This window comes from Amycolatopsis azurea DSM 43854, assembly GCF_001995215.1.
In the GTDB taxonomy this organism is placed as follows: domain Bacteria; phylum Actinomycetota; class Actinomycetes; order Mycobacteriales; family Pseudonocardiaceae; genus Amycolatopsis; species Amycolatopsis azurea.
Genome location: NZ_MUXN01000036.1, coordinates 1 through 13381, shown reverse-complemented (window position 1 = coordinate 13381; position 13381 = coordinate 1). Strand labels below are relative to the sequence as shown.

Here is a 13381-nt window from a genome sequence, read left to right as displayed (position 1 = left end):
GGTCACGTGCTCGGAAACCCGTACGACCCCGACTGCCCCACCCGCGCGCTGCTCGACCGCATCGGCGACCAGTGGACCGTGCTGATCGTCGGCGTGCTCGGCGACGGCCCGCTCCGGTTCACCGAGATCGGCAAACGCGTGCGCGGCATCTCGCAGAAGGTCCTCACCCAGACGCTCCGCAGCCTCGTCCGCGACGGCATCCTGACGCGCACCGCGTACCCGGAGATCCCGCCGCACGTCGAGTACGAGCTGACCGAGCTCGGCCGCAACCTCGCCGAACCGCTCGACATGCTCGACAAATGGGCTCGCGTCCACATGGGCGAGGTCCTCGACGCCCGCAAGAGTTACGACGGCCAGCTCACCGCTTGACCAGACCGGCCTCGTGCGCCAGCAGACCCGCCTGGGTCCGGTTCGCGCAGTCCAGTTTGACCAGCATCCGCGACACGTAGCTCTTCACCGTCGCCTCGGCCAGATGCAGTCTCGCCGCGATGTCCGCATTGGACAGTCCTTCGCCGAGACAGGCCAGGACGTCCGTCTCGCGTTCGGTCAACCCGTCGGTCTTCCGCCGCGCGTCGTCCCCGCGACGCCGCCCGTCGGCCGACATCGCCACGAGCCGTTGCGCCGCTTCGGGGGAGAGCACGGTGTGCCCGTCCGCGGCGACCCGGACCAGGCCGATCAGATCCTCCGGCGGCGTGGACTTCACCAGGAACCCGGCCGCTCCCGCCCGCAGCGCGCGGATGACGTAGGTGTCCGCGTCGAACGTCGTCAGCGCGACGACCGCGGGCGGCTCGGGGAGTTTCGCGATCCGCTCGATGGCGGTCAGCCCGTCGACACCGGGCATCCGCAGGTCCATCAGCACCACGCGCGGCCGGTGCCGGACCACGGCTTCGACGGCCTCGGCGCCGTCCTGGGCCTGCGCCACGACCTCGATGTCGGCCGCGGAACCGAGGATCGTCCGCAGATGCGCGCAGACCATCGGTTCGTCGTCGACGACGACCACCCGGATCACCGGTCTCCTTCCGTCGTCGGGACGTAGGCCGGAAGTATCGCATCGACGCGGTACCCGCCGCCCGTTCGCGGTCCGGCGTCGAACCGGCCGCCGATCAGTTCGACGCGCTGCCGCAGCCCGGCGAGTCCCGCGCCGGAACCGCTCCCCGCCAGCGCCGGATCCGGCGCGGCACCCGCTCGCGTGTTCTCCACCGCGATGTCCAGCCCGCCCGCGTGATAGCGGAGATCGACGGTCGCTGTCGACCCCGGAGCGTGTTTGCGGACGTTCGTCAGCGCCTCCTGCACGACGCGGTACGCCGTGCGCGCCACGGTCGGGGAGATCCGCCCGGGATCGCCGTGCACCGCCAGTTCGGTCGGGATGCCGACCGACGCCGATTCCGCGACCAGCGTCGCCGGATCGCCCGCCGCGCCGTCGGTGAGCGTGCGCGGCCCGGCGTTCGCGCCGTTGCGCAGCACCCCGACGAGATCCCGCAGTTCGTCCAGTGCCAGCGCGCCTTCGCGCCGGATGTCCTCGGCGGAGGTCCGCACCGCCTCGTCCGCCGAGACGACGCCGAGCGCGCCGGCGTGCAGCACCATCAGGCTCAGCCGGTGCGTGACGACGTCGTGCATCTCCTCGGCCAGTTTCCGCCGTTCCTCGGCGCGGGCGCGTTCGGCGAGCAGGTGCTGTTCGCGTTCGGCGCGTTCGGCACGGTCTCGCAGTGAGCGCAGCAACTGGCGCCGCGCCTCGAAGTACAGCGAAAGCGTGGCGGGCAACGCCGTGCCCAGCAGGCCGAACGGGGTGGTGTTCCACTGCGCGTCCCACGGCCGCGACGCGCAGAGAACCAGGATCGCGGTCAGCCAGAGCAGGGTCCGCCGGTCGATCAAGCGGGCCAGCTGGCTCAGCACCACGGGGGTGATGGTCGGGACGGTCATCAGTGTCAGCTGCCGCTCCGGCACCAGCAGCCCGGGGGAGAGGAGATCGGAGGCGAGCATCAGCAGCCCGCCCGCCACGACCAGGCCCGCGACCAGCCGCGGATACCGGAACAGCAGGATCAGCGAGAGATCGAGCGCCACCTGCAGGGTGACGCCCGCGGCGGGGCCCGCCCAGCCCGTCGTCGGTTCGCCGAAGATGTACAGCGCGAGGTCCAGGCCGACGAACGCGAGCGAGGCCAGCGTGAGCCACAAGGTGTCGACCGGTCCCGGCCGGAACGGCCTGCTTCTCTCCACCCGGTCACGGTAACCAGCGGCCGCCCGAAGGCGGGGAGATCCGCAACTTTCGTCTATCCGTTCACCCTCCTTACCCGGTTTCCGGCCGCGACCGTTTCCGGTGGACTGAAGCCCATGAGCATCGCGACCCAGACAGTCCGAACAGGACAGGAGCAGGTCTTCGCCCGGCTGCCGGTGTTCGTCGTCGCCGCGCTGGCCGCCGCCGCGCTGCTGGCCACGAGCGGCCGGTACGCGCACGGCTTCGACGAGCTGTACTTCCTGATGGCGGGCCGGGAACACCTGGCGTGGGGGTACTTCGACCAGCCGCCGCTGATCCCGGCGCTGGCCGGGGCGATGGACACGCTGTTCCCCGGCTCGCTGGTGATGCTGCGCCTGCCGATGACGCTGGCCGCGGCCGCCGGGGTGGTCGTCACCGCGCTGATCGCCAGGGAACTGGGCGGCGGACGCGGCGCGCAGGTGCTCGCCGCCGGGCTCTACGCGTCGTCCGGGGTGATCATCGTCAGCCACTGGATCGGCACCTACGTCTTCGATCCGTTCCTCTGGACGGTGATCGTCTGGCTGGTCGTCCGCTGGGTGCGGGTCCGCCGTGACGGGCTGCTGGTCTGGGCCGGTGTCGTCACCGCGATCTCCCTGGAGACGAAGTTCCTCATCCCCGCCTTCTGGGCGCTGGCTCTGCTCGCCGCGCTCGTGCTCGGGCCGAGAGAGCTGCTGCGACGGCCGAAACTGTGGCTGGGCGCGGGAATCGCCGTCGTCGCGACGATCCCGACGCTGCTCTGGCAGGCCTCGAACGGCTGGCCGTACCTGATCATGAACGACGTCGTCTCGGCGGAGTTCCCCGGCACGTGGCCCTTCCTGCGCGACGGATTCCTGACGGCGGGTGTCGGCGCGGGGGTGCTCGCGTTCGTCTACGGCCTCGTCCGGCTGATCTTTTCGCGTGAACTTCGCGGATATCGCTTCCTGGGGGTAGCGATATTTGCGCTCATCGTGGCGTTCCTGCTGTTGCACGGCCGTTCCTACTACCTGATGAGCGTCTTCGCACTGCCGTTCGCCGCCGCCGCGACGGGTTTCGCCCGGCACGTGCCCAAGTGGCGGCTGGTGGCCTGGCCGGCGATGGTGCTTTCGGCCGTGATCACCCTCGCCGGCCTGCCGATCTACCCGGCGACCATGACCCGGACGAGCTTCGGCCCGATCACGCTCGGCAGCTCCTTCGCCGGTGGCGAACTGCCGCAGCAGGAACTGGTCAAGGCGATCGGTGAGACGTACGCGGCACTGCCGCCGGAGCAGCGGGCACGCACCGCCGTCTACGCCGAGATCTACCCGTTCGCCGCCGCGACCGAGTTCTACGGTCAGCGGTACGGCATCGATCGCGTTTACAGTGGCCACCGCGGCTACTGGTACTTCGACCGGCCACCGGAGTCCGCGGACAGCGTGCTGTTCCTCGGCTTCGATCCGGGACTGCTCAAGCCGTACTTCACCTCGGTGACCCCGGTGGTGGAGGGGCTGCTGTGGCGGTATGACGGCAGGCAGGGTTCCTGGGACGAGATCTGGCCCAAGCTGGAAAGGCACTGACGATGACCGAACTTTCGTTGCCCGCCAAGGCGTATCTGCTCGCCTGCGACGTAGGAAAGAACAAACTGCGCGACCGGCAGCGGGCGGGCCTGATGATCCGCGGTGCCGCCCTGACCGATCTCGTGCTGCGCGGCCGTGTCGCCGACGACGACGGCAAGGTCGCGGTGTCGGGCGCCGGGCCGACCGGTGACCTGGTCCTCGACGAGATGCTCGCCGAGATCGCGGGAGAGAGCCCCCGCAAGTGGAAATGGTGGGTGCGCAAGGACGCGCGCGGCACCTTGGAGGCGCTGGAGTCCCAGCTGGACACCGCGGGCGTGATCGACATGAAGACCGGCCGGCTGCTCGGCCTGTTCCCGTCGCGCAACCCGATCGTGCGGGACACGGCCACCGTCGAACGGCTGCGGGCGTCGGTCGATCAGGCGCTGCGCGGACCCTCGCCGGTGTCCGACGAGGACGCCGCGCTCACCGCCCTGGTGGCCGCCGTGGAACTCCGCGGAGTCGTCTCGGGCAAGGACAGGCGTCAGTACAAGGACCGGATCGAGGAGTTGGCCGAACGGGGCGGGGACGCGGTTCCGGCGCTGCGCAAGCTGTTCCGGGAACTGCGGGCGGTGCGGGCGTCGGCCGTGTCGTCATCCGGGGGGAGCTGAGCCGAACAGCCGGTCGAGGTAGTAGTCCACAGTGGACATCGCCTCGTCCGGCGTCCGGTGCTTCATCACGATGTTGGTGCCCTGCGAATCCGCGAGTGCCCAGAGGACCGTCGATTCGTGCATCGCGTCGGCCGATTTGTCGACATCGCCCGCGTCCTGGCCCTGGCGGATCAGGACGGCGAACAGTTCGAACAGCTGAGGCACGCCTTCGGTGAGCGCGGCCCCGAAGGAGGGGTCGGAAATCGACCGGATGAAGAACGCCACGCCCATCAGCCAGTCGCCGCGGCGGCGTTCGTCGAGCGGCAGGATCTCGGCGACGATCGCGCGCAGAATGGCCTTGGGTGTCGAAGGCACCTCGCCGGACTCCAGCCGGGCCTTGATGCCCTCTTCGTAGAGTTGCGAGCGGCGCTCGATCGCGAAGAGCAGCATCTCGTCCTTGGTCTTGAAGTAGTGCTGCACCAAGCCCATCGACATGCCCGCCTCGGCGGCGACGTGCCGCAGGCTGACTCCTTCGAGACCTCGCGTGGCCGTCAGCCGCGTCAGTGCCTCGGCGATCTCCGCGCGGCGCGCGGCGTGATCCACCTGCTTCGGCACCTTCACCATCCGTTCCGCCGTTTGCAATGCGATCGCATTGCCACTACCGTCCCACGCTATTACGATGCGATCGCATTGTAAACGATTCGTCGGGGGAGGACTCGGTGGAAGCCGATCGGGGGAAGGCGCGGCTGAGGCCGCCAAGGAACGCGCTGGACCAGCGGGTCGTGGGCTGGTGGCGGCTGCAGGGAACGCTCTTCTGGGTGTCGCCGGTGCTGGTGCTTGTGCTGCTCGGGCTGCTCATCCCGCCCGCGCGGTTCTGGCTGCTGATGCCGGCGGCGGTGTTCGCGGTGCTGGGCGCGCTCTGGGTGATCGCGATGCCGTTGTGGTGGTTCAAGGTGCACCGCTGGGAGGTCACGGAGACCGCGGTGTACGCGCGCTCCGGGTTCTTCTGGCAGGAGTGGCGGGTCGCGCCGATGTCGCGGATCCAGACCGTGGACACCCTGCGCGGGCCGTTGCAGCAGGTGTTCAAGCTCGCCACCGTCACGGTCACCACGGCGTCGGCGCGTGGCGCGGTCAAGATCCGCGGGCTCGACCACGAACTGGCCGCGAGCCTGGCGGAGCAGCTCACGGAGACGACGCAGGCGACGCCCGGGGACGCGACATGACCTCGGGGGAGTTCGAAGGCTGGAGCACGCTCGACAAGCGGACGCTCCCGGTCACCGCGTTGACGATGGCGGGTGTGGCGATCGGCGCCGGGATCCCCACCACGGCCGCGATCGTGGGCGGCGGAGGACGGTTCTGGGTCGCGCTCGCCTGGGTCGTGGCCGGCGGGGTGGTCCTCGTCGGCGGCGGCGTGCTGGCGGAGCTGTTCTACTGGAAGGGCGTGCGGTACCGCGTCACGCCGGACCGGCTGGAGACGGCGTTCACCCTGGTCTTCCGCTCGCGGAAATCCTTGCAGCGCGACCGGATCCGCAACGTCGACCTGACCGCGAACCCGCTGCACCGGCTGTTCGGCGTCGCCGTGGTGACCATCGGCACCGGATCGCACGAGTCGGGCGGGCAGGGCCGGATCAAGCTCAACCCGGTCTCGCGCGCCGAGGCCGAGCGGCTGCGCGCGGATCTGTTGCGCCGCGCGGAAATCGCGGAGACCGACGACGACGCCCCGCTCGCCGAGCTGGACCGGAGCTGGATCCGGTACGCGCCGATGTCGTTCCTCAGCCCGGCGCTCGGCCTCGCGGCCGGAGGCGGGCTCATGCAGATCTCCGAGTGGGTGGGGCTGCAAAAAGGCCTGATCGACTGGGTGCTGGACCTGTTCCGCGGCATCCCGCTGGTGGTGTCGATCCTGATCCTGCTGGCGATCGCGATGGTCGTCGGCGTGGTCGGCGCGCTGGGCCTGTGGATCGAGATGTGGTGGAACTACCGGCTCGACCGCGAGGCGGGCGGCACGCTGCGAGTGCGTCGCGGGTTGTTCACCACACGCTCGATCTCGATCGAGGAACGCCGGATGCGCGGCATCGAACTGGTCGAACCGCTCGGGAACCGGATCTCCGGCGCGGCCCGCGTCGACGCGATCGCCACCGGCATGCGGCAGGCCGACGACCAGGACAAGACCGACTATCACACGCTCCTTCCCGCCGCGCCGGTCGCGACGGCCACCCGGATCGCCGCGGAGGTCCTGCGCGAGCCGGTCTCGCCGACCGAAGCCGTCCGGCTCGCCGGGCATCCGCGCGCCGCGCGGGGACGGCTGCTGCGCTGGTGGGTCGGTTCGGTGGTGGTCCTGCTGGCGATCTTCGCGATCCTCGGCTTCCTGCTGACCGACGTCCTCCTGGTGATCGGCGCCGCGCTCGGTGTGGTGCTGCTGCCGGTGTCGGTCCTGCTGGCGTTGGACGCCTACCGCAACCTCGGGCACGGGATCACCGGCCGGTACCTCGTCGGACGGCACGGGACCGTGCGGCGGAGCACCTTCGCGCTGGAGCGCGAAGGCGTGATCGGCTGGACGGTCAAGCAGTCGATCTTCCAGCGGCGCAAGGGTTTGCTGACCGTCGTGGCGACCACGGCGGCCGGGACCGGGGCGTACTCGGTGTACGACGCGGGGGAGGAGCAGGGCCTGCTGTTCGCGGAGGAGTCCGTGCCGGAGCTGCTGACGCCTTTCCTGGAACGAGCCTGATCCCTCGTGCTCCGGGAAGGGCGACGGAAGTCCGTGAAGGCCTCCTTGAGGGACTCTGGGTCCCTCAAGGAGGCCTTCACGGACCGGGGTTGGACGGAGTTCCCGAAGCGTTACGAAAGCCACTTTCGCAACCTTTAACGTTGCGAAAGTGGCTTTCGCAACACCCGAGGTCGCCGGACCTCAGGAGGGTGAATGCCGGCAGCGGGTAGGTCCCTATGGTCGTGAGTGCCCCATACTTCGGCCGCGGCCGAAACGTCCGCTGGCTACCGTCGTGCCATGACCGCATTCGCCGCTCTGCACGTCCCCGGCTCCCCGCTGCTCCTGCCGAACGTCTGGGAGTTCGGCGCGGCCGCCTTCCTTGCCGCGCAAGGCTTCCCGGCGCTCGGCACGACCAGTCTCGGCGTCTCGGCCGTCGAGGGCGAGCCCGACGGTGCCCCGTCCTCGAAGGACGCCACCGTCCGGCTGGCCCGGCGGCTCACCGGGTTGGACGCGCTGATCAGCGTCGACCTCGCCGACGGGTTCAGTGAGGACCCGGGCGAGGTCGGCGCGCTGGCGGCGGAGCTCGCCGAGGCCGGTGTCGCGGGCATCAACCTCGAAGACGCCCTCGGCGACCCGGTGTGGCACGCGGCCAAGATCGCGGCGGCGAAGGACCGCGCTCCCGGTCTCTTCGTCAACGCGCGCACGGACACGCATTGGCTGGGGACGCCTGACATCGACGCCGCGATCGAGCGCTCTCTGTCCTATGTGGACGCCGGGGCCGATGGCGTGTTCGTGCCGGGGCTCGCCGAGCCCGCGGACGTCGAGCGGCTGGTGAACGCCGTCGGGGCGCCGGTGAACCTGCTGTTCCTGCCCGGAAAGGTGACCGTCGCCGCGCTCGCCGGGCTCGGTGTCGCCCGCGTCAGCCTCGGTTCGCTGCCGTACCGGATGGCGCTGGCCGCCACCCTGCGCACCGTCGAGGCCGTCCGGGACGGCGGCGAACTCCCGCTGACCCCGCCGTCCTACGCCGATGTCGCGACCCTGCTCCCGGAATCTCATTAACCTCGGGAGCATGCAGACCTTCGGAGCCGATTTCACCGTGCCGCCCGGATATCTGAACACGCCGAGCATCGGCATCCCGCCGGGACACGTGGCCGACGCGGTGGCGGAGGCGGTCGAGCGGTGGCGGCGCGGTGAGGCCCGTCCGACGGACTTCGACGAGCCCGTCGCGCGGACGCGGGCGGGGTTCGGCGCGCTGATCGGGGTCCCGGCGGAGCGGGTCGCGATCGGCGCGTCCGTCTCGCAGCTGATCGCGAACGTGGCGGCGGGCCTGCCCGACGGCGCGAGCGTGCTGGTCGCCGGGAACGACTTCACCAGCGTCACCTTCCCGTTCGCGGCTCAGGCGCACCGCGGCGTGAAGGTCACCGAGGTCCCGCTCGCCGAACTGACCGAACGTGTCGACGGGCATGACCTCGTCGCGGTCAGCGTCGTGCAGTCGGCCGACGGCGCCCAGATCGACCTCGGCAGGCTCCGGGCCGCGGCCGAGGCGGCGGGCGCGGCGGTCCTGCTCGACGCCACCCAGGCCGCCGGCTGGCAGCCGCTCGACCTCGGCTGGGCCGACTGGGTGGTCGCCGCCGGGTACAAATGGCTGCTCGCGCCGCGCGGGGCGGCCTGGCTGGCCGTCCATCCGCGAGTCCTGGAGCGGGCGGTGCCGGTCGCGGCGAACTGGTACGCGGGGGAAGACCGCTGGCAGACCGTCTACGGCCTTCCGCTGCGGCTCGCGGAGGGCACCCGGTCGCTCGACCTGTCCCCGGCCTGGCTCGCCTACGTCGGCGCCGCCGCCTCGCTGGACTACCTCGGCTCCTTGGACCTCCACGCCGTCCGCGCGCACTGCGTAGGTCTCGCCGACTCGCTCCTCGAAGCGCTCGGCTCACCCGTTCAGGGGAGTGCGATCGTTTCCCTCGACGCCGACGCCGCCAGGGTGCGGGAAGCGGGCATCGTGGCCGGTACCCGGGCCGGAAGGCAGCGTTTCGGGTTCCACCTCTACAACACCGCTGACGACGTCGAACGGGTGATAAGCACGTTCAGGTGAACCGCCCGCCCGGCGTGAACTACCGTATGTTCCCGTGGTTGGTGCGCAATATTCCCCGGGACCGACGGAAACTGCCCGGCTTCAGCCGGTGCGACCGGCAGGGCCGGCAGGGCCGCCGCCTGCGCCCGCGCCGTCGAGGGACACCAAGGCCCTGGCGCTGAAAGGCGCCGGTCTGGTCGCCATCGCGGTCGTCTCTTCGCTGCTCTGGTGGCTGATCCGGCACGAGCCGGAGGTGACCCCGGTCGCGGACACGCCGTCGAAGACCGGGCAGTTCCAGTACACGATGGCCGAGGGGCCGCAGGTCACCACCGACTGCGTGAGCAAGGCCTACGGCCAGACCAAGGATTTCTTCACCCAGACGCCGTGCACGCGGCTGTCGCGGGCCTTGTACACGACCGAGTCCGGCGGGAAGAAGGCGCTGGTGTCGGTCGTCCTGGTCACCATGCCGGGCGAGGTCACCGCGACCCAGCTCAAGGCGCTCACCGACAAGGACGGCACGGGCAACGTGTCCGACCTGGTGCGCGACGGCACCTTCAAGGGGCAGGGCGTCCCGAAGATCTCCGGGCAGGACGCGGCCTACGACTCCCACGTCACCGGGCCCGAGGTGGCCATCGTGCTGGCCGGTTTCTACGACAAGCAGAAGGACAAGCCGCTGCTGGAGCGGATCGCGACCGACGCCTTGCGGCTTTCGGGCGACCTGCGCCGCTGAGCTTTCAGTACATGAAGGCCCCCTTGCTTGCGCCAGGCGCAAGCAAGGGGGCCTTCATGTAGCTCAGACCGACTGGCCCGGCATCGCGATCGCCACCGGCTTCGCGCCGAACTCCGCCCGCCACGCCGTACCCCGCCGCGCCGACCCGACCAGCGCGTTCAGCGCAGTGGTCCGCAGCGCCGCGTCGTCGGTCCGGTCGATCACGCCGAGCCAGGCCGCCGCCGTGTCCGACTCGGCCGTCGCCACCAGCTCCATCGCCGTGTTCGCGTCGGTCACCGGCTTCGGCGGCACGTACGCGGCTTCCGGCCCGGCCGGGGTCTGTCCCGCCGCGGAAAGCATCCGTTCGCAGACGTTCCGGCGTTTGACGTGCTCGGCCGTACCCCGCGACACCGCGCCCGTGAACGCCGCGGGCAGGTAGGCACTGACCAGGCCGTAGACCCAGATCGCCGCGTGCTCGGCGCCCAGCGCCTGCTGGACGGCGTCCGCCGTCTCCCCGGCGAGCTGGACACCGGCGGGCACCTCGACCGCGCCGGCGTCGTCGCCGCGGCCGAGTTTTTCCGAACTCTGCTGCAAGGCCGCGCAGCCCGCCGCGATCGACGCGACCATCCCGGCGCGGTAGCGGGGCAGCGAAGGCACGAGACCTTCGGCCTGCTTGCGTGCCGCGGCGAGCCGTTCCTTGAGCCCGTCCACCGACGACGGTGGCGTCTCCGCCGGGCCGGACTGCTCCGGCTTGGGCCGGTTGAGCCGGTCCACCTCGGTCTTGAGCGCCGCCGCGTGCGCGGCCCGGGCTGTCGCGACGGCCTCACCCTCGGCGCCCTTCACCGCCTTAGCACCCGCCGTGTCGGACTCCGCCGCGCGCAGCAGGGGACCCAGCGGGTCGGGGCTTTCGTCGAACCCGGGGGAGCAGGCGGCCGCCAGCGGCACGGCCACCGCGGCCAGCGCTCCCAACCGCAGGAAAGTGCGACGGCTCGGCAAGGTGGGCTCTGTCGATCTTCCGGTCACGCCGCCCCATCCTGCCAGTACCCCGTGCGGGGCCGCCGCTCGCGCGTCACGCGGGGGTCACCAGATAAGCTGGTCCACTACCGAACCCGGATCCACGCCGCCGGGTCGCCCACAGCCGAACAGGAGCGCTCCACCGTGCCCAACGACCTCGCCAGCAGGCTGGAGCCCATCGTGGCCGAAGCCGTCAAGGCCGCGGGTTTCGACCTCGATTCCTTCGAGGTCCAGCAGGCAGGCCGCCGTCAGCTGGTCAAGGTCGTCGTCGACGGGGACGACGGAGTCGGGCTGGACGAGGTGGCGAACGTCAGCCGGGCGGTCTCCGCCGCGCTCGACGAGAACGAGCACGTGCTCGCCAGCGCGTACACGCTCGAAGTCACTTCGCCGGGTCTCGACCGGCCGCTGACCGTGCGACGGCATTGGCGCCGCGCGAAGTTCCGCCTCGTGAAGGTCACCCCGGCCGAAGGGGCCGCGTTCATCGGCCGGGTCGGGCACGCGGGGGAGAAGTCCGCGCGCGTGCTCGTCGATGGCGAGATCCGGGACGTCGGTTACGCCTCGGTGGCCAAAGCGGTCATCGAGATCGAGTTCAAGCAACCACCTGCCGAGGACCTGAAACTGTTGGAAACCGATGCGTCGGCCCTGAACGCCGCCACCACGGAGCCGAAGGAGGAGCCGAAGTGAACGTCGACATCGCAGCGCTGCGCGCGATCGAGCGGGACAAGGACATCCCCTTCGAGACGGTGATCGAAGCGATCGAAACCGCGTTGCTCACCGCGTACAAGCACACCGAGGGCCACCAGCCGCACGCCAGGATCGACATCGATCACAAGAGCGGGCTGGTGCGCGTCCTCGCGCACACCCTGACCCCGGACGGCCAGACCGACGAGGAATGGGACGACACCCCCGAGGGCTTCGGGCGGATCGCCGCGACCACCGCGCGGCAGGTCATCCTGCAGCGCCTGCGCGACGCCGAGCACGAGAAGACCTTCGGCGAGTTCTCCGCCAAGGAGAACGAGCTCGTCGCCGGCGTGGTGCAGCGCGACGCCCGCGCCAACGCCCGCGGCATGGTCGTCATCCAGGTCGGCGACATCGAAGGCGTGCTGCCCGCGATCGAGCAGGTGCCCGGTGAGACCTACGAGCACGGCGACCGGATCAAGGCCTACGTCGTCACCGTCTCGCGCGGCAACCGCGGCCCGCAGATCACGCTGTCGCGTTCGCACCCGAAGCTGGTGAACAAGCTGTTCGCCCTGGAAGTCCCCGAGATCGCCGACGGCACGGTCGAGATCGCCGCCGTCGCACGGGAACCGGGACACCGGACCAAGATCGCGGTCCGTTCGACGGTGCCCGGCGTCAACGCCAAGGGCGCGTGCATCGGCCCGGTCGGCGCGCGCGTGCGCAACGTGATGAGCGAGCTGGCCGGCGAGAAGATCGACATCATCGACTTCTCGGAGGACCCGGCGAAGTTCGTCGGGAATGCGCTGTCGCCCGCGAAGGTTGTATCGGTCCGGGTCGTCGACGAGCGGGCCAAGACCGCTCGCGTCGTCGTCCCCGACTTCCAGCTTTCGCTCGCGATCGGCAAGGAAGGGCAGAACGCCCGCCTCGCCGCCCGGCTCACCGGCTGGCGGATCGACATCCGCAGCGATGCCGCTCCTGAGCAGGGTGATGAAGCACACGCCGGTGAGGCGCGGCCCGCCGCGGCAACCGGTTCGGCTGAGTGAAGGTCGAAGCGCTAGACTTACGAGTGGTTCAGAGTCCGCCGCCGGGAACCGACCCCCAGCACGACCGGGTAGCCCCGGTCCGCACCTGTGTGGGTTGCCGTCGGCGGGCCTTGATCGGCGAGTTGCTGCGAGTGGTCGCGGCGGACGGTCGGCTGATCGTCGACGAACGTCGGCGGTTGCCGGGCCGGGGTGCCTGGTTGCACCCCGAGCCGGACTGTCTGGCCAAGGCCGAGCGGCGCAGGGCGTTTCCCCGAGCACTTCGTGTTCCGGGGTCGCTCGACGCCCAGGGTGTCCACGAACGCCTGGAGCGGCTCGCCGAGGAGTGAAGGGCGCCGGGACATCCCCGGTGCCGGATGGAATCAGGAAGCAGGTCGACCCGTCATGAGTCAGCCGTGAAGCTGAATCAATGAACGCGCGACAATAGGACGAGGTCTGCGGGTCTGCCGCCGGCCTCCCCAGATGAGGAGAGCTGTGCCAGGCAAGGCCCGAGTACATGAGCTCGCGAAAGAGCTCGGCATCACCAGCAAGGAAGTTCTCGCCAAGTTGAAGGATCAGGGCGAGTTCGTGAAGTCCGCGTCGTCGACCGTCGAGGCGCCCGTGGCCCGACGTCTTCGTGACGCTTATTCGTCCAAGGACGGCCAGAGCAAGAAGCCCGTCCCGACTCCCGGCCCGCGCCCGCCGGCGAAGCCCGCTGCCCCGGCTCCGGCCGCGAAGCCCGCTCAGCCCGCGCCCGCGGCGAAGACCGAGGCCCCGGCC

The 13381-nt window shown here is 70.5% G+C and carries 16 protein-coding genes; 12 read left to right on the top strand and 4 right to left on the bottom strand.

Annotation, left to right across the window (positions count from 1 at the left end; genetic code table 11):
* The first annotated feature begins 6 nt into the window (after nt 1-6).
* Nucleotides 7-369, top strand: a complete 363-nt coding sequence (locus B0293_RS40785) for a winged helix-turn-helix transcriptional regulator (RefSeq protein ID WP_005166650.1) — start codon at nt 7-9, stop codon at nt 367-369.
* Here the strand turns inward: B0293_RS40785 and B0293_RS40780 are convergent.
* Nucleotides 359-1009 carry a response regulator transcription factor gene (locus tag B0293_RS40780; RefSeq protein ID WP_005166651.1) on the bottom strand — a complete coding sequence of 217 codons (651 nt, stop codon included), beginning with the start codon at nt 1007-1009 and terminating at the stop codon, nt 359-361. The genes B0293_RS40785 and B0293_RS40780 overlap by 11 nt on opposite strands.
* Nucleotides 1006-2214, bottom strand: a complete 1209-nt coding sequence (locus B0293_RS40775) for a sensor histidine kinase (RefSeq protein WP_005166652.1) — start codon at nt 2212-2214, stop codon at nt 1006-1008. Before B0293_RS40775 ends, B0293_RS40780 begins: the two co-directional genes overlap by 4 nt.
* A 114-nt stretch (nt 2215-2328) precedes the next feature.
* On the opposite strand from B0293_RS40775, the gene B0293_RS40770 reads away from it, so the two are divergent.
* Nucleotides 2329-3783: an ArnT family glycosyltransferase gene (locus B0293_RS40770; protein ID WP_005166653.1), complete on the top strand. Its 1455-nt coding sequence runs from the start codon at nt 2329-2331 to the stop codon at nt 3781-3783.
* A gap of 2 nt (nt 3784-3785) precedes the next feature.
* Entirely contained in the window at nt 3786-4430 is a 645-nt protein-coding gene (locus B0293_RS40765; RefSeq protein ID WP_005166654.1) for a GOLPH3/VPS74 family protein, read from the top strand.
* Here the strand turns inward: B0293_RS40765 and B0293_RS40760 are convergent.
* Nucleotides 4413-5033 carry a TetR/AcrR family transcriptional regulator gene (locus tag B0293_RS40760; RefSeq protein WP_005166655.1) on the bottom strand — a complete coding sequence of 207 codons (621 nt, stop codon included), beginning with the start codon at nt 5031-5033 and terminating at the stop codon, nt 4413-4415. The two genes, B0293_RS40765 and B0293_RS40760, sit on opposite strands and share 18 nt — an antisense overlap.
* A 95-nt stretch (nt 5034-5128) precedes the next feature.
* Here B0293_RS40760 and B0293_RS40755 point away from each other — a divergent pair, with 95 nt between their 5' ends.
* From B0293_RS40755 to B0293_RS40735, 5 genes are all read left to right on the top strand, one after another.
* Nucleotides 5129-5632: a PH domain-containing protein gene (locus B0293_RS40755; RefSeq protein WP_005166656.1), complete on the top strand. Its 504-nt coding sequence runs from the start codon at nt 5129-5131 to the stop codon at nt 5630-5632.
* Entirely contained in the window at nt 5629-7134 is a 1506-nt protein-coding gene (locus B0293_RS40750) for a PH domain-containing protein (protein ID WP_039919652.1), read from the top strand. The genes B0293_RS40755 and B0293_RS40750 overlap by 4 nt, the downstream gene beginning before the upstream one ends.
* A gap of 276 nt (nt 7135-7410) precedes the next feature.
* The gene (locus tag B0293_RS40745) at nt 7411-8172 is read left to right on the top strand and encodes an isocitrate lyase/PEP mutase family protein (protein WP_005166659.1); all 762 of its coding nucleotides are present in this window, start codon (nt 7411-7413) and stop codon (nt 8170-8172) included.
* Between the two features lie 10 nt (nt 8173-8182).
* Nucleotides 8183-9202: an aminotransferase class V-fold PLP-dependent enzyme gene (locus tag B0293_RS40740; RefSeq protein ID WP_005166660.1), complete on the top strand. Its 1020-nt coding sequence runs from the start codon at nt 8183-8185 to the stop codon at nt 9200-9202.
* An 88-nt stretch (nt 9203-9290) separates the two neighbouring features.
* Nucleotides 9291-9911, top strand: coding sequence for a hypothetical protein (locus tag B0293_RS40735; RefSeq protein WP_005166661.1), 621 nt, complete (start codon nt 9291-9293; stop codon nt 9909-9911).
* Between the two features lie 63 nt (nt 9912-9974).
* Here B0293_RS40735 and B0293_RS40730 read toward each other — a convergent pair whose 3' ends face one another.
* Nucleotides 9975-10913, bottom strand: coding sequence for a ferritin-like domain-containing protein (locus tag B0293_RS40730; RefSeq protein ID WP_005166662.1), 939 nt, complete (start codon nt 10911-10913; stop codon nt 9975-9977).
* Between the two features lie 135 nt (nt 10914-11048).
* Between B0293_RS40730 and rimP the strand changes: the two genes are divergently transcribed.
* The 4 genes from rimP to B0293_RS40710 form a co-directional block, all read left to right on the top strand.
* Nucleotides 11049-11588 carry a ribosome maturation factor RimP gene (gene rimP / locus B0293_RS40725; protein WP_005166663.1) on the top strand — a complete coding sequence of 180 codons (540 nt, stop codon included), beginning with the start codon at nt 11049-11051 and terminating at the stop codon, nt 11586-11588.
* A complete protein-coding gene (gene nusA / locus B0293_RS40720) occupies nt 11585-12625 on the top strand; it encodes a transcription termination factor NusA (protein ID WP_039919654.1) in 1041 nt (346 codons plus the stop codon). The genes rimP and nusA overlap by 4 nt, the downstream gene beginning before the upstream one ends.
* Before the next feature lie 23 nt (nt 12626-12648).
* Nucleotides 12649-12951: a YlxR family protein gene (locus B0293_RS40715; protein ID WP_052014612.1), complete on the top strand. Its 303-nt coding sequence runs from the start codon at nt 12649-12651 to the stop codon at nt 12949-12951.
* 145 nt (nt 12952-13096) lie between these two features.
* On the top strand, nt 13097-13381 hold a 285-nt coding region (locus B0293_RS40710; protein ID WP_039919656.1), incomplete at its 3' end, for a translation initiation factor IF-2 N-terminal domain-containing protein.

Bases quoted from the DNA above. Each gene is read 5' to 3' on its own strand.
- B0293_RS40765 (WP_005166654.1), top strand. From the start codon at position 3,786: ATGACCGAACTTTCGTTGCCCGCCAAGGCGTATCTGCTCGCCTGCGAC.
- B0293_RS40770 (WP_005166653.1), top strand. From the start codon at position 2,329: ATGAGCATCGCGACCCAGACAGTCCGAACAGGACAGGAGCAGGTCTTC.
- B0293_RS40750 (WP_039919652.1), top strand. From the start codon at position 5,629: ATGACCTCGGGGGAGTTCGAAGGCTGGAGCACGCTCGACAAGCGGACG.
- B0293_RS40760 (WP_005166655.1), bottom strand. From the start codon at position 5,033: ATGGTGAAGGTGCCGAAGCAGGTGGATCACGCCGCGCGCCGCGCGGAG.
- B0293_RS40745 (WP_005166659.1), top strand. From the start codon at position 7,411: ATGACCGCATTCGCCGCTCTGCACGTCCCCGGCTCCCCGCTGCTCCTG.
- B0293_RS40740 (WP_005166660.1), top strand. From the start codon at position 8,183: ATGCAGACCTTCGGAGCCGATTTCACCGTGCCGCCCGGATATCTGAAC.